The sequence below is a fragment of the Staphylococcus capitis subsp. capitis genome (assembly GCF_040739495.1).
Taxonomy (GTDB): domain Bacteria; phylum Bacillota; class Bacilli; order Staphylococcales; family Staphylococcaceae; genus Staphylococcus; species Staphylococcus capitis.
Map to the genome: position 1 here is coordinate 2,370,934 of NZ_CP145263.1, position 17,775 is coordinate 2,388,708.

At 30.2% G+C, this 17,775-nt stretch carries 27 protein-coding genes and 1 pseudogene; 8 read left to right on the forward strand and 20 right to left on the reverse strand.

All coding sequences use genetic code 11. The features are described from left to right. Nucleotides 1-63: 63 nt before the first annotated feature. The 5 genes from V6C74_RS11840 to V6C74_RS11860 all read left to right on the forward strand — a co-directional run bounded on the left by V6C74_RS11840 (nt 64) and on the right by V6C74_RS11860 (nt 4,868). The gene (locus tag V6C74_RS11840) at nt 64-831 is read left to right on the forward strand and encodes a 2-keto-4-pentenoate hydratase (RefSeq protein ID WP_229716984.1); all 768 of its coding nucleotides are present in this window, start codon (nt 64-66) and stop codon (nt 829-831) included. A gap of 446 nt (nt 832-1,277) precedes the next feature. Further along, nucleotides 1,278-1,847 carry an alkyl hydroperoxide reductase subunit C gene (gene ahpC / locus V6C74_RS11845; RefSeq protein ID WP_002434612.1) on the forward strand — a complete coding sequence of 190 codons (570 nt, stop codon included), beginning with the start codon at nt 1,278-1,280 and terminating at the stop codon, nt 1,845-1,847. Nucleotides 1,848-1,861: 14 nt separating this feature from the next. Beyond that, nucleotides 1,862-3,385, forward strand: a complete 1,524-nt coding sequence (ahpF, locus tag V6C74_RS11850) for an alkyl hydroperoxide reductase subunit F (RefSeq protein WP_103175459.1) — start codon at nt 1,862-1,864, stop codon at nt 3,383-3,385. Between the two features lie 320 nt (nt 3,386-3,705). Next, complete coding sequence (locus V6C74_RS11855; protein WP_002454432.1) at nt 3,706-4,332, forward strand: NDxxF motif lipoprotein; 627 nt, start codon at nt 3,706-3,708, stop codon at nt 4,330-4,332. A 158-nt stretch (nt 4,333-4,490) separates the two neighbouring features. Beyond that, on the forward strand, nt 4,491-4,868 hold the full coding sequence (locus V6C74_RS11860; RefSeq protein ID WP_002454431.1) for a hypothetical protein: 378 nt from the start codon (nt 4,491-4,493) through the stop codon (nt 4,866-4,868). Between the two features lie 107 nt (nt 4,869-4,975). On the opposite strand, the gene V6C74_RS11865 is transcribed toward V6C74_RS11860, so the two are convergent. The 4 genes from V6C74_RS11865 to V6C74_RS11880 all read right to left on the reverse strand — a co-directional run bounded on the left by V6C74_RS11865 (nt 4,976) and on the right by V6C74_RS11880 (nt 7,826). Beyond that, nucleotides 4,976-5,554: a histidine phosphatase family protein gene (locus V6C74_RS11865; protein WP_002454430.1), complete on the reverse strand. Its 579-nt coding sequence runs from the start codon at nt 5,552-5,554 to the stop codon at nt 4,976-4,978. Between the two features lie 27 nt (nt 5,555-5,581). Then, nucleotides 5,582-6,214: a LysE family translocator gene (locus V6C74_RS11870; protein ID WP_002454429.1), complete on the reverse strand. Its 633-nt coding sequence runs from the start codon at nt 6,212-6,214 to the stop codon at nt 5,582-5,584. Between the two features lie 340 nt (nt 6,215-6,554). Beyond that, on the reverse strand, nt 6,555-7,409 hold the full coding sequence (locus V6C74_RS11875; RefSeq protein WP_016898400.1) for a patatin-like phospholipase family protein: 855 nt from the start codon (nt 7,407-7,409) through the stop codon (nt 6,555-6,557). Nucleotides 7,410-7,571: 162 nt separating this feature from the next. Beyond that, nucleotides 7,572-7,826, reverse strand: coding sequence for a GlsB/YeaQ/YmgE family stress response membrane protein (locus V6C74_RS11880; protein WP_002434433.1), 255 nt, complete (start codon nt 7,824-7,826; stop codon nt 7,572-7,574). A 301-nt stretch (nt 7,827-8,127) separates the two neighbouring features. On the opposite strand from V6C74_RS11880, the gene V6C74_RS11885 reads away from it, so the two are divergent. Beyond that, entirely contained in the window at nt 8,128-8,409 is a 282-nt protein-coding gene (locus V6C74_RS11885) for a hypothetical protein (protein ID WP_002454427.1), read from the forward strand. Here the strand turns inward: V6C74_RS11885 and V6C74_RS11890 are convergent. Then, on the reverse strand, nt 8,391-9,140 hold the full coding sequence (locus tag V6C74_RS11890; protein WP_016898401.1) for an amidohydrolase: 750 nt from the start codon (nt 9,138-9,140) through the stop codon (nt 8,391-8,393). The genes V6C74_RS11885 and V6C74_RS11890 overlap by 19 nt on opposite strands. Before the next feature lie 156 nt (nt 9,141-9,296). Here V6C74_RS11890 and V6C74_RS11895 point away from each other — a divergent pair, with 156 nt between their 5' ends. Next, on the forward strand, nt 9,297-9,554 hold the full coding sequence (locus V6C74_RS11895) for a helix-turn-helix transcriptional regulator (RefSeq protein WP_002434565.1): 258 nt from the start codon (nt 9,297-9,299) through the stop codon (nt 9,552-9,554). 70 nt (nt 9,555-9,624) lie between these two features. Here the strand turns inward: V6C74_RS11895 and V6C74_RS11900 are convergent, their stop codons facing one another. From V6C74_RS11900 to V6C74_RS11970, 15 genes and pseudogenes are all read right to left on the reverse strand, one after another. Continuing rightward, nucleotides 9,625-9,978, reverse strand: coding sequence for a membrane protein (locus V6C74_RS11900; RefSeq protein WP_002454425.1), 354 nt, complete (start codon nt 9,976-9,978; stop codon nt 9,625-9,627). 83 nt (nt 9,979-10,061) lie between these two features. Beyond that, nucleotides 10,062-10,292, reverse strand: a complete 231-nt coding sequence (locus V6C74_RS11905) for a hypothetical protein (RefSeq protein ID WP_002454424.1) — start codon at nt 10,290-10,292, stop codon at nt 10,062-10,064. A gap of 2 nt (nt 10,293-10,294) precedes the next feature. Further along, on the reverse strand, nt 10,295-10,624 hold the full coding sequence (locus V6C74_RS11910; RefSeq protein WP_229716971.1) for a hypothetical protein: 330 nt from the start codon (nt 10,622-10,624) through the stop codon (nt 10,295-10,297). Between the two features lie 136 nt (nt 10,625-10,760). Further along, a complete protein-coding gene (locus tag V6C74_RS11915) occupies nt 10,761-11,015 on the reverse strand; it encodes a hypothetical protein (protein WP_002454422.1) in 255 nt (84 codons plus the stop codon). 326 nt (nt 11,016-11,341) lie between these two features. After that, nucleotides 11,342-11,584 (reverse strand): 30S ribosomal protein S18, encoded by a 243-nt coding sequence (gene rpsR / locus V6C74_RS11920; RefSeq protein ID WP_001831354.1) that lies wholly within the window; start codon nt 11,582-11,584, stop codon nt 11,342-11,344. A gap of 46 nt (nt 11,585-11,630) precedes the next feature. After that, a complete protein-coding gene (ssb, locus tag V6C74_RS11925; RefSeq protein ID WP_002434425.1) occupies nt 11,631-12,140 on the reverse strand; it encodes a single-stranded DNA-binding protein in 510 nt (169 codons plus the stop codon). 21 nt (nt 12,141-12,161) lie between these two features. Then, nucleotides 12,162-12,458 carry a 30S ribosomal protein S6 gene (gene rpsF / locus V6C74_RS11930; RefSeq protein WP_016898402.1) on the reverse strand — a complete coding sequence of 99 codons (297 nt, stop codon included), beginning with the start codon at nt 12,456-12,458 and terminating at the stop codon, nt 12,162-12,164. A gap of 132 nt (nt 12,459-12,590) precedes the next feature. Further along, nucleotides 12,591-12,755 (reverse strand): annotated as a pseudogene (locus V6C74_RS11935) (recombinase family protein); the annotation flags it as partial. 115 nt (nt 12,756-12,870) lie between these two features. Further along, complete coding sequence (locus tag V6C74_RS11940; protein WP_002454420.1) at nt 12,871-13,617, reverse strand: HAD family hydrolase; 747 nt, start codon at nt 13,615-13,617, stop codon at nt 12,871-12,873. A 3-nt stretch (nt 13,618-13,620) separates the two neighbouring features. Next, entirely contained in the window at nt 13,621-14,037 is a 417-nt protein-coding gene (locus tag V6C74_RS11945; RefSeq protein ID WP_229716969.1) for an NUDIX domain-containing protein, read from the reverse strand. After that, nucleotides 14,034-14,198: a hypothetical protein gene (locus V6C74_RS11950; RefSeq protein ID WP_229716968.1), complete on the reverse strand. Its 165-nt coding sequence runs from the start codon at nt 14,196-14,198 to the stop codon at nt 14,034-14,036. Before V6C74_RS11950 ends, V6C74_RS11945 begins: the two co-directional genes overlap by 4 nt. A gap of 158 nt (nt 14,199-14,356) precedes the next feature. Beyond that, on the reverse strand, nt 14,357-14,926 hold the full coding sequence (locus V6C74_RS11955) for an EamA family transporter (RefSeq protein WP_229716965.1): 570 nt from the start codon (nt 14,924-14,926) through the stop codon (nt 14,357-14,359). 25 nt (nt 14,927-14,951) lie between these two features. Next, nucleotides 14,952-15,317 (reverse strand): NUDIX domain-containing protein, encoded by a 366-nt coding sequence (locus V6C74_RS11960; RefSeq protein WP_002454417.1) that lies wholly within the window; start codon nt 15,315-15,317, stop codon nt 14,952-14,954. A gap of 12 nt (nt 15,318-15,329) precedes the next feature. After that, nucleotides 15,330-16,007: a hypothetical protein gene (locus tag V6C74_RS11965; protein ID WP_002434477.1), complete on the reverse strand. Its 678-nt coding sequence runs from the start codon at nt 16,005-16,007 to the stop codon at nt 15,330-15,332. Then, the gene (locus tag V6C74_RS11970) at nt 16,007-17,050 is read right to left on the reverse strand and encodes an aminotransferase class V-fold PLP-dependent enzyme (protein ID WP_016898404.1); all 1,044 of its coding nucleotides are present in this window, start codon (nt 17,048-17,050) and stop codon (nt 16,007-16,009) included. The genes V6C74_RS11965 and V6C74_RS11970 overlap by 1 nt, the downstream gene beginning before the upstream one ends. 281 nt (nt 17,051-17,331) lie before the next feature. On the opposite strand from V6C74_RS11970, the gene V6C74_RS11975 reads away from it, so the two are divergent. Beyond that, on the forward strand, nt 17,332-17,661 hold the full coding sequence (locus V6C74_RS11975) for a helix-turn-helix domain-containing protein (protein ID WP_029625735.1): 330 nt from the start codon (nt 17,332-17,334) through the stop codon (nt 17,659-17,661). Nucleotides 17,662-17,775 lie beyond the last annotated feature (114 nt).

A 17,775-nucleotide genomic window follows, 5' to 3' on the forward strand; every position in this document is an offset into this window, starting at 1 on the left:
TAAAAGTTATCATAATAGTATTAATTTTCAGATATTTTAAGGAGAGATATCATGACTTAAGCTATTAAAAATATTTCAAATGCCCTTTTCAATTCTTTTAAAAATAAAAAACCTATTGATTTTGTAAGCGAAAATTACAATATCACTGAGGAAGAAGCTTATTTAACTCAAAATTATTTAATTGAACAGCTAAAATTTAAAGATCGTACACATGTTGCTGGATACAAAGTGAGTATGACGAGCGCTACAACACAAGCAATTGCTCATACTAATGAGCCTGCTTATGGCACGATTTTATCAGATAGAATAGTAAATAATGGTGACGCTGTCTCACTTTCTTCATTATTTTCCCCATTATTAGAACCAGAAATTATGTTTATTGCAAATGAAGACTTACCTTATGATGCAGATTTACAAACAATTATTCTTAATACTGAAATCGCTGCCGGCATTGAGATACCAGAAGCAAGATATAAAGATTGGTTCCCGAATTTCACTCTTGGTGATTTAATTTGCGATGATACTGCAACAGGATTGATTGTTGTAGGGAATAAAGTAGATCCTTTAGATATAGACGCATTTGCGCATGTACAATTGAATTTATATAAAGATGAAGAATTAATTGCTACAGGTGACTCATCGGAAGTATTAGGTAACCCTCTCAATGCTGTACTTTGGCTTATTAAAAAGTTACATTCCCACGGTAAACAAATAAAAAAGGGACAAGTCATTTCTTCAGGAACATTCATCTCTCCGCTTAAATTAGAGTATGGTACGTATCGTGCAGAATATAGTGGAATAGGTACCGTAGAGTTTAAGGTTTCTAAATAAAACTAAACCAAATAGAGTTAAATTCAAAATAGTAACAGTTATTTTGAATTTAGCTCTATTTTATTTATATAAACTGTCATAAAAGAAAATTGAGGGTACAGATGTTATCATTGATGTATAGATGTAATAAAATTACACTCTATTATCAATGAAACATGTTTAGTTGAGAATGATATGTGTTATTTATGGTATAAGAAGTGGTTGAAAAAGAATATTACATTCGATAAATTAAGCTTCTTATCACTTTATAGTTCGCATTGTTCATCTCTAAAATGACGCTATATAAAGGCTATTGTTATTCATTTTCTCAATTAAAAAGTTTCTAAAGTTGACTATTTAGATTGTAGATGTGATAATACTTATCAAGAGATTAGAATTATTATAAACAAATAATTATTGTTAACTAATTCTAATTTATACTTAAAAATTTCAGGAGGTATTTACCTATGTCTTTAATTAACAAAGAAATCTTACCTTTCACAGCGCAAGCTTATGATCCAAAAAATGATGAATTTAAAGAAATTTCTCAAGAAGATTTTAAAGGTTCTTGGAGTGTAGTATGCTTCTATCCTGCTGACTTCTCTTTCGTATGTCCTACAGAATTAGAAGATTTACAAAACCAATATGATAAATTACAAGAATTAGGTGTCAACGTATTCTCAGTATCAACTGATACTCACTTTGTACACAAAGCTTGGCATGATCATTCAGATGCAATCAGCAAAATCCAATATCAAATGATTGGTGACCCATCTCAAACAATCACTCGTAACTTCGATGTATTAGATGAAGAAGTTGGTTTAGCTCAACGTGGTACATTCATCATCGATCCTGATGGTGTGGTTCAAGCAGCTGAAATCAACGCTGACGGTATCGGTCGTGACGCTAGTACATTAGTTAACAAAATTAAAGCCGCTCAATATGTACGTCAACATCCAGGCGAAGTTTGCCCAGCTAAATGGGAAGAAGGTTCTGAATCATTACAACCTGGTTTAGACTTAGTAGGTAAAATCTAAGGAGGCATTAAAAAATGCTTAATGCTGATTTAAAGCAACAATTAAAACAATTATTAGAGCTAATGGAGAGCGACGTTGAGTTCGTCGCTAGCCTTGGCTCAGATGATAAATCTAAAGAACTTAAAGAGTTACTAGATGAAATTGCTGATATGTCAGCACGCATCACTGTAACTGAAAAAGATTTAAAACGTACACCAAGTTTCTCTGTAAATCGCCCAGGTGAAGAAACAGGTGTTACATTTGCAGGTATTCCATTAGGTCATGAGTTTAACTCACTTGTATTAGCGATATTACAAGTAAGTGGCCGTGCTCCTAAAGAAAAGCAATCTGTGATTGACCAAATTAAAGGTCTTGAGGGGCCATTTCATTTCGAAACTTTCGTTAGTTTAACTTGTCAAAAATGCCCTGACGTTGTTCAAGCATTGAATTTGATGAGTGTTATTAATCCTAACATTACGCATACTATGATTGATGGCGCAGTTTTCCGTGAGGAGTCTGAAGACATCATGGCTGTACCAGCTGTCTTCTTAGATGGTCAAGAGTTCGGTAATGGCCGTATGACTATTCAAGATATTTTAACTAAATTGGGAAGCACTCAAGATGCTTCTGAATTTAATGATAAAGACCCTTATGATATTCTAATCGTAGGTGGTGGTCCTGCAAGCGGTAGTGCTGCTATCTATACTGCACGTAAAGGACTACGTACAGGTATTGTTGCTGACCGTATTGGTGGTCAAGTTAATGATACTGCTGGAATTGAAAACTTTATTACTGTTAAAGAAACAACAGGTTCTGAGTTTTCTTCTAACCTTGAAGATCATATCTCACAATATGACATTGATACGATGACAGGTATCCGTGCTACTAATATCGAGAAAACTGATTCAGCAATTAAAGTTACTTTAGAAAATGATGCTGTACTAGAAAGTAAAACTGTGATTATTTCTACAGGTGCAAGTTGGCGAAAACTTAATATTCCTGGTGAAGATCGCCTTATTAATAAAGGTGTAGCATTCTGCCCTCACTGTGACGGCCCTCTATTTGAAAATAAAGATGTCGCTGTTATCGGTGGCGGTAACTCTGGCGTTGAAGCAGCTATCGATTTAGCAGGGATTGTTAAGCATGTTACTGTATTTGAATATTCATCTGAATTAAAAGCAGATAATGTCTTACAAGATCGTTTACGTTCTTTATCAAATGTTGATATTAAAACGAACGCTAGAACTACTGAAGTTCTTGGTGAAGACCATGTTACCGGTATTAGTTATGAAGATTTATATAGCGGTGAAACTCAAGTAGTAAATCTTGATGGTATTTTCGTTCAAATTGGTTTAGTTCCTAACACTGCATGGCTACAAGATGCTATTGAACTAAACGGACGTGGCGAAATAGTCATCGATCGTGATAACGCGACAAACCTTCCTGGTGTATTCGCAGCAGGTGACGTGACAGATCAGAAGAATAAACAAATTATTATTTCAATGGGTGCTGGCGCTAACGCTGCGTTAAATGCATTCGACTATATTATCAGAAACTAAATGATAATTATTTACCTATCATAATATCTTCACACTAAAAGAGCCTTAATTGTTAAGGCTTTTTGATTCAAACTGTTGGCAAAGTATCAGACTTTGTCGGCAGTTTATTTATATTCAATTAATATTGTAACGATGTAGTTTTATATCATTGGATCAGAATAGTGAAAATGATTTTATACACGACACAAAATAGTCATACATCACTATGAATTGTAGTTCTTAAACATTCAAATATTTTTTCATAAATGATACTCTATAATGTGTGTAATAACTAAAAATAATACTTAATTATAGAGATGTTAAAGGAGTTCCATCATATTATGAAAAAAAGAGTAATTTTAAGTTTACTAATTGTGCTCGCCTTGGCACTTTCAGCTTGTTCAAATCAAAGCGAGGATGATAATGACCAAAATAGTCATAGTAGTACTCATGCACCTAAAAAAGCTAAAAATATGAAAGAAAAAGACATTTTCTCCTCTAATAAAAAGGGACAAAAAATAAGTGAGTCTGAAATGAAAAGTGCTCTTAAAACATATTTACAAGCTAATAGCGATATTCTTGATAATAAATACGTAATGCAACATAAGTTAGATAAACAAAGTGATAGTAGCCCTAAAATCACTAAATCTCAGGCAAACAAATTAAGCGAATTATCTAATTTAGCTGTTAAAAATGATTTACGTTTCAAAAAATTTGTTAAAAACAATCACATTCCACAAGAATATAAAGATCCAACACAACGTATTATCAACTATTTCAACGCTTTAAATAGTACAATTGCAAATGTTGATGAAGATATTGAAGAATTAAATTACCAACCTCAAAATTCAATCAATGTCGTTGACGTACCTACTAAATATGCAGGTGACGTCAATAAAAAACAACAAGATAAAATCACTAAATTCCTCGATAAAAAAGGAATTAACACTGAAGTATTTAATAAGTAATCAATTAAAAATACCTCTATTTGATGAGATTTAACATCAAATAGAGGTATTGTTTTTTAACCTTTGACAGCGCTAACAATTTACTTCACACTAATAGTGTCTAATGTATTTATTATATAGAAACTAAAAATTTTACAAATTTTATTAGGAGTGACTCGATGAAACTACGTGTAAGTTTTATAATTCTAGCGATACTAGGATCAATTGGCGCGATTTTAACGATTGCTAAGTATCCGAGCAGTCCACATACTATTAGTTATGACGACCCTTGGCAAATATTCACTGCTATCGTTACTCTATTAGTGAGTGCTTTACCAGCTTTAATATTAGGATTCTTCAATAATTTAGTATGTAGAATTGTATCGGCAATAATACAAATTTTTGCATTATTGCTTTGGTTCATCTTTGCCGTAGTTACTTTTTCAACAGGATATATACAAGACGGTTTAATGAGTGGTTTAACAGTCGTTTTGATACTAGTAAGTACTATTATCACACTTTCTGTGGGCTACAAAAAGACACAGTCTTATGCATAATTATAAACATTAAATATTGATTATTAAGACACCCATCAGTCTTATTTCCTAAAAAAATAGTGAATGGATATAAGAGGATTTAGCCTACTCATATCCATTCACTATTTTTATTTATGAACTAAATATGGATAACAGTTCTTAATCTCGGCATCTAAAGCATCTTCTTTATTGAGTTCACCTAAATAAACTAATATACATCTTATAACTACTTGATGAGCAATTATAACTATATTTTCATCGTTATGATTTAACTCCTCATTAAAGAAATGCTCAATACGTTCATAAACATCTTGATAGCTTTCACCCTCAGGTGCTTTTTGACTAAAGCTATGTCGAAAGTCTTTAAACTCTGGGTCATTGAAGTATCTTTCGTATTCTACATCTTCTCTAACCTCTTGTTTATTTTTCCCTTCAAATACACCTAATGAACGTTCTCTCAACGATTTAGTGAACGTTGTAGGTATATTATATGGAAAGATACCCTCATATGTTTGTTGTGTTCTCAACAAATCAGAGACATAAACATGTCCAATCTTCTTATTAGTAAAATAAGTGACTAAATCTTGCGCACTTTGCATACCTTTTTCAGTTAAAGGAACGTCTAATTGGCCACAAAAATATGGTTTACCATGTTTATTATCATAATTGGACTGAGATTCACCATGTCTTACAAGATAGATATTCATATTATAATACTCCTTAAAATTGTACGATTAACTACTTTTACTTAGTAGTAAATTAATTGATAAACCAATTAATACGATTCCAACTATATAGTCAAAAACCACTTTGAACTTAGGTTTACTAAATAATAGTTTAATATATTGGAAAATAAAAACACAGAATAAAAACCATAAACATGTAACAAGTACTACTGATAAAGATAAAACAGCTACTTCTGATTTTACTTGAATACCTCCATTTGAGAGAAATTGAGGTAAAATACTCACGTAAAATAATAATGCTTTAGGATTTAAACTTGTACTAAGAAAACCTTGTCGATAAGATGTTAAATAACTTACATTTCTTACATCTGCCAACGCTTCCTTACTAAAATTCATTGTACTATGCGTGCTTCTAATACTTTGAATTCCTAAATAAATAAGATAACAAGCACCTAATATTTTAATAATTAAAAAGACGTAATATAAACTAGTCAATATGTATATAATGCCGAAAATTGCTAAAGAAGAATAAAGAATATGTCCTGTAGTAATTCCTAATGCTGCTACAATCCCATTCATTTTACTAGAATTAATTGTATTTTTCATCACAATTAAAAAATCAGGACCTGGCACAATGATAATCAGTAACGTAATAATAATGAATGAAAATAGTCCTTCCATACGCGTACCCTCCTTGATGTCGTTTTTTACATTAACAATTATTACATACAAAAAATCATAATGTAAGACCTCCCTAAGACATCCCTGAAGTTCTATAATTGTGAAATTTTAGAAAAAACTCCATTTTCAATATCTTATCTCAAATAGCTATTTTGCGAATTTGATTTATAGTTTTAAAAGAATTTAAAAAAATATTATTGTCAGATAAATGTGAATCATGATACTATTAGAGTGTAGTTAGTAGTAACTACAAAGTCTTTTATATTCATGAACATAATATTCCTGGATGGCGTAACCCAGCGCCATCCTCTTTTTTTGTCTGAAATCTAATAAATCATTATTATAAATTTTTTAGAAACTCTTTCACTTTATTTGAATCTGCAAGTCCTTGTTCTCTGGATGCAGCTGCAATTACTTTTCTAATACTTGGGTCAACCGGATTATTACCCATTTCATTAAACTTAGCTACCACACTAGCATTCGGTATTAATGATAATACTTGTTTTCCTTCTTGTATTAATTGATCAACTTGCTGCTTTAAACTTATAGGCGTATCTACTTGGACATTAGGTGAAAGAATAATTACTTTCTCAGTCTCAGTAGCTAAATCTGCATTTTCCATTGAATAGGATCCGCCATCTGAATATTGTTTACCGTCAATCGTAGTAGGAGGCCATACTCCTGGAAGTGAAGAACTTGCACTTAAAGCTTGATGGATATTTATATTATCTTCTTGCTTCCAAGTCTTTCTACGTACAGTTTCAATATCAGTACCAGTAATTATTAAGTTATCTCCCCATTGGATATCACCTATACGTTCTTTTATTCTTTTAATATGTTCATCTTCTTTTACAGCTACTTGGTATGTTTTCGCAAATTCACACAATTTCTCAACCCAGTCATCTCCATTAGTAGCTTCTTTAGTTATACGTTCATATTCATCGAATACTTCTCCCATATTAGGGTTAGGATTAACTTCATTAATTTCTTCATCAATTTGTTCATTCCAAATCTCTTCCCAAGTTTTATTTGATGCGATTACAGCACCAACTTGTGAACCCGCTGAAGTTCCAATAATTTGTTCAGAAAGTCTTAGCTCAATTCCTTGATCAGCTAATCCTTTAAGTAAACCAATTTCCCAGGCAATACCATATTGGCCACCGCCACCTAATACTAAAGTGATTTGTTCAGACATTTGAGCAACCTCCTTATTTGATCTTATAGTATATTTTACCCTAGGACACATCCTGTCATTCGAATAATTGGTAATGATGTTAGGTATGCAAGATATATAAATTTTAGCAATAAAAAAGATGACCCCTTAATGAGGTCATCTCATGTAACTTATCTTTATTGTTTATTTCTTTTTGAATAAACGTAAAACTAATGAAATTAAAAAGATTAAAATAATTGAACCAAGTAATGCTGGGAAGATGTGAATTTTACCTAATTGTGGACCCCAATGTCCAAGAATTGCAGTACCTACCCATGAACCTACGATACCTGCGATAATATTACCTAAGATTCCGCCTGGGATATCTTTACCCATAATTAAGCCGGCAATCCAACCAATGATACCACCGACAATGATCATACCTATTAATCCAAACATAATGATTGTCTCCTTTACTTAATAATTATTTATCCAATAGTAATTGATACCCTTCGACAGATTTATTAAACAAATTTACGAAAAAAATTTATTTTAATTTAAAAAAGTAACATTTATTATCTACTTTCAATAGAAAAAAACACTTACTTTTAAAGTATTTATGCATCGTAAAAATACTAAGTATATTTTAATAGTAACATTGTAAAATTGCCTTCATGACAACAATAATTTGTATGTTAAAATATTTGAGTAATATTTGCTTAGCGCTCATAAAACTCTTATTTTAGGAGGTTTACGTCATTTGAATAGTAAATTGAACATACTCAAATTTTTAAATAAATTTTTCAAAATTATAGGTTTCTTATCAGTCATTACAATTTTATTAATCATTACATTTAATTTTTTCATCTATGGCCATCTGGAAGGTAATTTTGAAATAGGATTTAACATTAAAAGTAAACAAATCTATATTATGACTACGTTAATTATCTTAATTATAGTTTGTACTATTGCTTCTCTAATCATTAGAAAAATTGAATATAAAAAAGAAAAAATCAATGATTACTACTTTGTAATCCTATAAAAATGCATCGCATTTTTGTAAAAGATCTTTTCTTGTTCTTCTTTAGAGAAGTTTTTCTCAATCAGTTCAATGTCTGACTTCTCATATGGACGTTTTGCTCGAGTAGATGGTAAGTCTGTGCCAAACATAATCGCGTTAGAATTAATTTCCATCAGTGCTTTAAGAATTTGTAAAGGATCAACCTCTATTCGACCGAAACCTGTCGCTTTTACATAAACCCCATTACGAACTAAATCTTTTAAATCTTCAAAGCCTTCTTTAGTAAGCCCAAGATGGTCTATTGAAACTTGAGGCAATTCTAAAATAATATCTTTAATTTCACCCAATTTTTTTGATTCAATATAGAGCTCAGTATGCCATCCCACTAAATCATAGACACGCTGTGCAAAAGATTTAAGATGTCTTAAATCTTCCGAACCTCCTCTTTTTACATTAAACCTTACTCCTCGTACTCCTAATTCGTTTAATTTTATGATTTTTTCATCAGACGTTTCTACAGGTAGTTGTGTTGTACCTACAAAGTGTCCTTTTAAACTTTTAAGTGCATGTATTAAATAATCTTGATCGAATCCTTGGAATGAGCCAGAGACAATTACACCACCATCGATTCCTAGTTCTTTTTGCCATATTTCATAATCTTCTTCTTTAAATTCTGAAGGCATATAACCATTATTTTCTTTTACAGGATAATCAAAATTAATAATATGAAAATGTGAATCAAAAATTTTCATTCTAGCACCCCCTAATTTTTTATTTTATTAATTTATTACCACAAAAATTAAATATAACGACACATTTAGATTTAATATCACATTGAAAGCTCATTTTTATAATTATAGAATAAAAATACACCAAGATGATATCAGCAAGAATTGGAGTTGTTTCATATGAATTTACATATTCTATATAATTTAAGAACTAAACGCCATTTAGAAATTGAGGAATTAGCCCAACAGTTAAATGAGAAATACGGAACGCACTACGAAGCTCATCAAATTTGGGAGTGGGAAAATCACTACCACGAACCTAAATTTAAAGATGCATTGCATTTAGCTGATTTCTTCAACGCTCCATATCAAATGTTTCTTGAAAGTAAAGTGAAAGAGTACCAAAAGCATTTAGATGATGTGGATATTAGAATGTAGCACGCGATACAAAAAGAAAAGCTAAGATAGTACGTTTCAGTATAATAAACGTATTACCTTAGTTTTTTTATCATTTCTTTCCTTGATTTAATATTTTAACCCCAGTAACAATGCTTATAATCAAACAGATTAAAGCTAAAATACCAAAGATAATTCCAACAATTAAACTAATAATGAAAACTGCATCAGGATGCGCATGAGCACCATTATGTGCGTATTTAGCATTATTAAAAGCACTTTTCATTATCCAAACAAATATAGTCCATGTAATATGATTAATTAATGAATTTTTACCATATTTTGAGATTGGTTTATCAGCGAATATCCATATGCAAAATGGAAATAGCAACGGCGCGAATAAGATACTAAAATAACTTAAAGCCGCAAGTAATTTTTGATTTTTAGTCATTTCAATATTGTTCATTTCAATCACCTCTACAAAACTTATTAAAACACAAACAATTGCCTTTAATAACCTTCATAGCGATATCTTTCAGTAGTGTAAGTTTATCGATTGGAAAGTTGATTTAAATCAACTGTTTTAAGTTCTGAAATAGGGTAATCTTGTTCAGCTAATATCTTACCTTCATAACCTCGTTTCGCTTGCAAAACAACCTTTTGGGCATTATTAAGGTGATAAATTACCATTCCTTTACGCGTCTCACCTTTTTCTATTTTTTCATCATTCTTAGTAAGCCATTTTCTATAATGATACAAATGCTTTATATTCTTTCTCATCTCTAAGGGTTTATCGTTTTGTAAAACTCTAAAACCTTTCTCCCAAGAGTTTTTACAGTTACATTGTATTTATCAGATTTACTCTTCACTTTGTATTGAATAGCTAAATCAGTGGCATTATTACGAGGATCCCTTAGTATGTAAATTCTTTTGATTTTAATTATCTGTTTATCGAGAACCAATTTATTATTCTTAAATTGCACAATATTATTATTTAACATCTTATGTACTAATTTATTTTCACTTTTAACCTCATCTTTTTGAGCTTTACTCTTATCGCAAGAAACACCAAACAGACATAATATTAAGATAGTAGCAAGAATTCTTTTCAATACACTCACCCATAAAAATTAATAATTATATTATACTATAATATTTTACTTCATTTGGTATAGGCAGGTATTTGCTTAGGAAGAAAATTTAAATTCTTACTTCAGCTCACCAAAATCAATTCATTATTTTATTTCTCTATTCCTCATCGTCATCATCGAAGAATACATCATAAATAAGTTCAATAATCGTTATAACCAACCCTACAATTACTATAGCGTTAGCAGTTTTATTATCAAAAATATGTATAAAATCAATTTTACTTATTATATTAAAAAACCATCCATGTCTATCATTATTTATATTAAAATAATCAAAGACAAAAGCCACAACAAACGTGACCACTAAATTGATAAATAAATTTTTAAGAACTTCCTTTAAATTATATTCCATCGTAAGACTCCTTTGTTTATTTAATACCGTCAATACTCAACTTATCATAAACAAAGTAAATTGATATAAAAAATCAAAAAATTGCCTATACTAATATAAATTACTAATCTAGTTATATATTTAATGAAAAGATATACTTATTACTAAATAGTGGGGCGCATCTGCGGAGTGTACTTGAGGTTAACTGTTGCGACGGTTGCCTCTTTTTTATGCTTAAAATTTCAAAAACTCTTAAATTATGCCCTTTAACTGCCCTTTTTCTAAAATTCAAAGCACAAAAATACCCCGTAAGCCTAAGCCTACGGGGTTTAACAATAAATGATATATTATTGTTCTTCTTTTACATATGGTAATAAAGCCATATGACGAGCACGTTTAATAGCTGTAGTCAACATACGTTGATATTTAGCTGAAGTGCCTGTTACACGACGTGGTAAGATTTTACCGCGTTCAGAGATAAAACGTTTTAATAATTCAGTGTCTTTATAGTCGATGTGTGTAATTCCATTTGCTGTGAAATAGCAAACTTTTTTACGACGACGTCCGCCTCTTCTTGGTCCACCTGCCATGGTTAACTGCCTCCTTTGACTTATTTTTCGTTTTTATACGTTCATTTTAGAATGGTAAATCATCATCACTAATATCGATTGGGCCATTAGCATTTGCAAATGGGTTGTCTGATTGATTAGAGTTTGATGAATTATTGTTATTGTAAGACGTATTTTGTCCTGATTGTTGACCACCGAATCCTTGACCATAGTCTTGGAAATCGTTGTTTTGTGAACGTTGGCCACCTTGTTGTGAATTCTTAGGTTCAAGGAATTGAACACTATCACACACAACTTCAGTAACAAAAATACGACGACCTTCTTGATTTTCATAACTACGCGATTGTATGCGACCATCAACGCCAGCTAAACTACCTTTAGATAAGTAGTTATTAACATTTTCAGCTTGTCTTCTAAAGACAACACAGTTAATGAAATCAGCTTCGCGTTCCCCTTGAGCATTCGTGAAAGTACGATTAACTGCTAGAGTAAATGTCGCTACACTTACGCCTGAGGGAGTGGTTCTGTATTCTGGATCTTTCGTTAAACGACCTACTAATACAACTCTATTTAACATTTAAACGCCCCCGTCTAATTATTACTTATCTTGGTCTTCGCGGATAACGATGTAACGGATGATATCGTCATTGATTTTAGCTAGACGTTGGAATTCGTCTGTAGCTTTATTGTTATCTGTTTTAATACGTACGATGTTATAGAAACCTTCTTTGAAATCATTGATTTCATAAGCTAGGCGACGTTTACCCCAGTCTTTTTCTTCTAAAACTTCTGATCCTTCTGAATCTAAGATACCGTTAAAACGCTCAACTACAGCTTTTTTAGCATCTTCTTCAATGTTAGGACGTACGATATACATAATTTCATATGTTCTCATAGTTTATTTGCACCTCCTTATGGTCTATGCGGCTTATCAACATTTATGTGATAAGCAAGGAATAATTTTCATTACTCACAATCCAGAATTATAGCACAGAGTATTACTTTTTACAATTCATTTTATAATGATTCTCTCGTTAAGTTCTTTAACTAATGTGATTAAATCCTCCATATTACATCCTAGTCTATCTAATCTCCAAAAAATAATAGTATCTCTTGATCTCGCAATTTCAATTGCTTTATCTAAACTAGGTCTTTTACTTTTTGAACCACTCACAAGTTTTTTTGTGAACATAGATTTTTTGTTGAGTTTTTGAACACACAAATATATATAATTCTTACTTATTTCGATATAGAAAGAGAGTGTATAGAAAATGGTTATTTTCAGTACACTCCTTTTTTATATGATACTAGTTATTAATTGTAAAATCTTTATATTCATCATTAAGGAGCTTTTTTAGTAGAACTTCTATATTATCTTCGCAACCACAAAGACCATTCTTTTTATATAATTCTGTATCTTTATCAGAATTAGTTAACCAAATGGCAGCCATATTAACATCTAATGCTCCCAAGATGTCATTTTTAAAAGAATCTCCTATAAACAAGCACTCTTCAGGATTGACGTTTAGATTAGACGTGACATTTAAAAATGCTTTAGGGTCCGGCTTTTCATAACCTATATTCTGAGATATAAAAATATTCTTTTCGAATATTGATCTAATATCGAGGTTATCAATTTTAGTGTTCTGTTCTTTAAGCTTACCATTGGTAAGGATGGCGATGTTTACATTTTCTTTCAAGGACAAAAGCAAATCATTTATTTTTCTATTAACAGTTATACTAGACAGCAATTTAGTAAAAAAGGATTGGAAATACTTATTAGCTTCTGCATGAGAAATATCTATATCAAAATGTTTTAAAGTTTTAATTAATCTTAACTCTCGCAATTCATCTAAGGTAATAATCCCTTCATCATGCTGTTCCCAAAAATATAAATCATATTTCTTATATAATTTCATAAAATCACTATACTCTATGTCTTTAAATAACGTATATTCTTCAAAAGTATCTTTATTAGCTTTTATCCATAAATTATTAAAAGAAAATAGCGTATTATCTAAATCAAAAATAACCAATTTCACTTTTCTAGCCATTACTCACACGCCTTTTAAAATGTATGAAGATTGTTTTAAAATATGGTATAAATTACCATTGCCTGCAAAAATATCAAGATCATTAAAGTTGCTTTGAAGGCCTATCCAATAAAGTGGTTGTTCATAATTTGCAGGTGGTATATAGTTTTTGTTTAGTATACCAGAATAAACATATATCTGCTGTTTGTTTTGATAATATGTTATATCCATTATTGGATGCAGTATCACATCATCGCATGTTAGGGGTGTCTCTTCTAACATTTCCCTATATACACTAGACTTAATACTTTCACTTTCTTCAACCTTTCCGCCTATCAAATTATACATATTTTTAAAAGGTGGATTAATTCTTTTACACATTAAGATATTTTTGAAGTTTCTATCAAAAATTGGAATTAGATTGGTCTTTTGCAATATCATCCATCCTTTTTATTAATTGAATATTCTTCATATACTAACCAAATGATTGATACTAGAGTAATGATAAGGCCTAAAATTTTCATGAAATTTGGAAGTGGTCCCCAGAGAATCCATGAAATTATCATAGCTACAGGTAACTCTATAGTAGTTAAAGTTGCCATACTAATTGAACTGACTCTTTTTGTTGAAAACATAAGTAATTCAAATGTTATAATCTGACCTAATATAGCTATTGTAGTACCATAAAAAATGACGTTGGTTTTTAAAAGAGAGAGCTCCTGAATATAAAAAATACTACAAAATAAAGCTGTAATTACTGCTATTGCAAATATATATATACCTTTATAAATCCATGATTGGTTGTTTTAGGTAATGTAAACATATTTGTTGCAAATGATACTCCTGCAAACAAACCCCATAAGCACCCTAGGAAACTTATTTGTGTAATATTAGCACCAATTAAAATAAACGAGCCAATCCAAAGCATTATAATAGAAAGAATGTGTTTATAATTAAATCTTTCTTTGTTAAAGATCACACCTAACAAAAATAATATCCATGGAAATTGGAATAAACCTAGTGATGCTATGCTTGGATTAGTTAATTTGATCGATGAATAATAGCAAATACCTGTTAGCTCTGTAGTAATACCAGCAATATAGTTAAATGGATTTTTTAAAATATTAGGTGTAAAACTTTTATAAGTTGGATTAGAAACTAAATATCGGATTATAAAATATACTAAACCTATTACTAATTGATATAGTATTATATTGATAGTTTCTACACCATTTACATTAGCCATTTTGACTATATTAGAATTAAAACCAAATGAAATTCCAACGAACAAAGCAGCTATTCCACCGATAACAGAAGGTTTTTTAGACATTAAAACTCGCCTCTTAATTTTGGAATTACAAATTTACAAATTTAGCAATGCCACTACCTATTTCAGTGTTACAGTTTGCATGAATAGGTATCCATTTCACATTATGAATCTCATTATCTGGATGTGGTTCGCCGTTTATTTCAGTGATATATGTTCTTAAAAATAACTTTTCATTTTCTAACATAGAAATATCTTCATAATCACCAAAAAATTCCATTTTTGAAATAGTTACATTTAGCTCTTCTCTCAATTCCCTTGATAACGCTTCAATGTCATTTTCTGTCCCTTCATATTTACCGCCAGGTAACATATAAAAATTGGGTGCTTTCTTTTTACTAACGGATAAAATACAATCATTTTTTATAATGACAGCAGCAACTTTTTTAATCATAAAAAAGACTCCTTAATATTGGTAATTTTGCATTAAATCTTTTGTTTTTGTCATAAAATTCACGTGTTCTTCACATATGTCTAATTTATCTTTAATGTACTCTCCTACTACTTCTTCCGTTGGTTCACTGAAAGCATCACCAAATATAGAAACACCTTCTAAAGATTTAGAAGATAATCCAAATGTCATAAGAGCATATTTAACATCGTCTTGATCTCCAAAGTTATAAATAGGACACTCGTAATCAATACCATATTTAGCTTCAAATTCTCTAAATAATTCTATTGCAACATTCTTTTGCTCAGCTAAATCTTCTTGATAACCTACACAACCATCAACTATTTTTTTAATACCGTGTTCTAAACAATATACTGTCGCAGCTGCATGTATAGCTAATTTATCGCCTAAAAGCACTAGATTTATACCCCATCTTTTGAAATCGGCTTCTAAATTTTTTATTGCAATACTTCTAAACAGTCCATATGTAGGTAAAATTGTTCTCCCTACAATATTATTTGGAAATCTTTCAATCAATTCTTTAACCCTCATTTCTGAAAGTTCACTTTTTATGCCAATACCACTATTACAAGTTATTAAATGTACTTCTTTATCTTGTAGGGATTCCAAACAAGCAACTAAAGAAGAATCTCTTCCACCAGTAAATAAAATAGCAACTTTTTCTCTTTCCATTATTCATTCCTCCATATATTCTTTAATTTTTTTAGTAAAAATTGAATGTCCTCTTCATTATTTATAAAACTTAAAGATACCCTTATGGCATTAATATCTACGATATCTTTAGTGAAAATAGAAAAAAACTCTAAATGCTCTTTCAATGCCTTACAGTTAATGTTTTCTGGGAAAGTTAAAGTACAAATATTATAATTGTTGTCTGTAACAATACTTATATTAGCAATATCGGAAACTAAACATTTCATATAATTATTTAAACTTTGCGTTTTAATGTAAACGCTTTCAATTTTTCTCGAACCAGTTAAATATTTTAAAACATTATTCATACCATAAACACTAGGTCTAAACATAGTTCCTAGTTCCCATCTTTGTCCATTGTCTTGAATGCTATAATCGTTATAATCATTAAAGTGTTCAAAGGTTGAAATTCCAGAAAATATAATATCTAAACCTTTTTGGATATTTTTCCGAACAAATAAAAAACCTAATCCTTCAGGCCCATAAAGCCATTTATGAGCAGGAAAACAATAAAAATCTGCATTAATATTATGTAGATTTACAGGATATGATCCTGCAGCTTGAGCACCATCTACTAGTACTTTTATCCCTCTACGATGTGCAATATCTATAACTTCTTTAATAGGTACTACTTCTCCTGTCTTCCAAAATATGTGAGATATAACTATCATTTTAGTTTTATAGGTAATTAGGTCTTCTAGTTCCTTGATATTAAATCTTTGTTTTACTTTATACTCTTTGATTACTACGCTTTTTTTGTTTTTCAAATTTATTAAAGGAGATATACTTGCAAGATGTTCCATAGAAGTTGTTATTATTTCATCTCCAGTATTAAATTTCATACCATTAAGAACTATATTAAGGCCAAACGTAGTATTATCAGTAATGGTTATTTCCTCACTATAAGCACCAATTAAATCGGCTATCTGTTCTCGTAAATGAGATAATTGTACATTAAACTTTTTTCTTGATCCTTTTCTTGATCGTCCGTAATAAAATTCATTTTTTATTTCTTTTATCATTTTACATTTTAATTCTTTAATTACTATATATATAATTCAACTGTATTAAAATAAAGATTATTTTTTATAAAATTTCCTCCTTTTAAAATAAATAATAACACAAAAAGAAATATTTTACACATTTTCTAGAAATAGTTCCTTTTGTGTTCACTTTTATGTCAACAAGTATTAGAAACATTAATATGGTAAATCGATGTATGTAAGAAATTTATTTGTTATTTTACTCATTTATCGCATTATTAACTTTTAAGTATAAAAAATTAATTTATGAAGATACTGAAATGAGTAAGAATTTATCTAATTTTAGTGAAGAGGTATGTAAAAAAGCTATGCATAGATATTATAAAATTGAACCTTATTTTAAAAGATTAGAATCAGTGAAAGAAATTAGTGAGTCAACTAAAGTCCCTATTCGTGCGCTTTATAATTGGATTAATAGATACAATAGCGATGGGGTTACAGGTCTCATAGATAAAGCAAGAAGTAATAAGTATCGAATAAATACAGATGAAGATATTAAGAATGAATATTTCAGTACATCTCCTTTATATCCCTGCTCATTTCGAATAATAAATTTTTATAAAATTAAGAACTTTTTATGTTCCGTATAACTTAATATTTAAACATTACAAATCGTACTAAATGCGTTGTTGCGAATTGAGTTTAATTGTTATAGCATAAAAATTACATTTTACATATAATTGTACGTAATTTCTAAATTCTCA

Coding starts and splice junctions, on each gene's coding strand:
- ahpF (WP_103175459.1), top strand. CDS start 1,862: ATGCTTAATGCTGATTTAAAGCAACAATTAAAACAATTATTAGAGCTA.
- V6C74_RS11970 (WP_016898404.1), bottom strand. CDS start 17,050: ATGATAAAAGAAATAAAAAATGAATTTTATTACGGACGATCAAGAAAA.
- V6C74_RS11875 (WP_016898400.1), bottom strand. CDS start 7,409: ATGTCTGAACAAATCACTTTAGTATTAGGTGGCGGTGGCCAATATGGT.
- V6C74_RS11975 (WP_029625735.1), top strand. CDS start 17,332: ATGAGTAAGAATTTATCTAATTTTAGTGAAGAGGTATGTAAAAAAGCT.
- V6C74_RS11960 (WP_002454417.1), bottom strand. CDS start 15,317: ATGATTAAAAAAGTTGCTGCTGTCATTATAAAAAATGATTGTATTTTA.
- V6C74_RS11950 (WP_229716968.1), bottom strand. CDS start 14,198: ATGGCAACTTTAACTACTATAGAGTTACCTGTAGCTATGATAATTTCA.
- V6C74_RS11915 (WP_002454422.1), bottom strand. CDS start 11,015: ATGGAATATAATTTAAAGGAAGTTCTTAAAAATTTATTTATCAATTTA.
- V6C74_RS11895 (WP_002434565.1), top strand. CDS start 9,297: ATGAATTTACATATTCTATATAATTTAAGAACTAAACGCCATTTAGAA.
- V6C74_RS11945 (WP_229716969.1), bottom strand. CDS start 14,037: ATGATATTGCAAAAGACCAATCTAATTCCAATTTTTGATAGAAACTTC.
- V6C74_RS11880 (WP_002434433.1), bottom strand. CDS start 7,826: ATGTTTGGATTAATAGGTATGATCATTGTCGGTGGTATCATTGGTTGG.
- V6C74_RS11865 (WP_002454430.1), bottom strand. CDS start 5,554: ATGAATATCTATCTTGTAAGACATGGTGAATCTCAGTCCAATTATGAT.
- V6C74_RS11855 (WP_002454432.1), top strand. CDS start 3,706: ATGAAAAAAAGAGTAATTTTAAGTTTACTAATTGTGCTCGCCTTGGCA.
- V6C74_RS11900 (WP_002454425.1), bottom strand. CDS start 9,978: ATGAACAATATTGAAATGACTAAAAATCAAAAATTACTTGCGGCTTTA.
- V6C74_RS11860 (WP_002454431.1), top strand. CDS start 4,491: ATGAAACTACGTGTAAGTTTTATAATTCTAGCGATACTAGGATCAATT.
- ahpC (WP_002434612.1), top strand. CDS start 1,278: ATGTCTTTAATTAACAAAGAAATCTTACCTTTCACAGCGCAAGCTTAT.
- V6C74_RS11965 (WP_002434477.1), bottom strand. CDS start 16,007: ATGGAAAGAGAAAAAGTTGCTATTTTATTTACTGGTGGAAGAGATTCT.
- V6C74_RS11940 (WP_002454420.1), bottom strand. CDS start 13,617: ATGGCTAGAAAAGTGAAATTGGTTATTTTTGATTTAGATAATACGCTA.
- rpsF (WP_016898402.1), bottom strand. CDS start 12,458: ATGAGAACATATGAAATTATGTATATCGTACGTCCTAACATTGAAGAA.
- V6C74_RS11955 (WP_229716965.1), bottom strand. CDS start 14,926: ATGTCTAAAAAACCTTCTGTTATCGGTGGAATAGCTGCTTTGTTCGTT.
- ssb (WP_002434425.1), bottom strand. CDS start 12,140: ATGTTAAATAGAGTTGTATTAGTAGGTCGTTTAACGAAAGATCCAGAA.
- V6C74_RS11870 (WP_002454429.1), bottom strand. CDS start 6,214: ATGGAAGGACTATTTTCATTCATTATTATTACGTTACTGATTATCATT.
- rpsR (WP_001831354.1), bottom strand. CDS start 11,584: ATGGCAGGTGGACCAAGAAGAGGCGGACGTCGTCGTAAAAAAGTTTGC.
- V6C74_RS11905 (WP_002454424.1), bottom strand. CDS start 10,292: ATGAGAAAGAATATAAAGCATTTGTATCATTATAGAAAATGGCTTACT.
- V6C74_RS11890 (WP_016898401.1), bottom strand. CDS start 9,140: ATGAAAATTTTTGATTCACATTTTCATATTATTAATTTTGATTATCCT.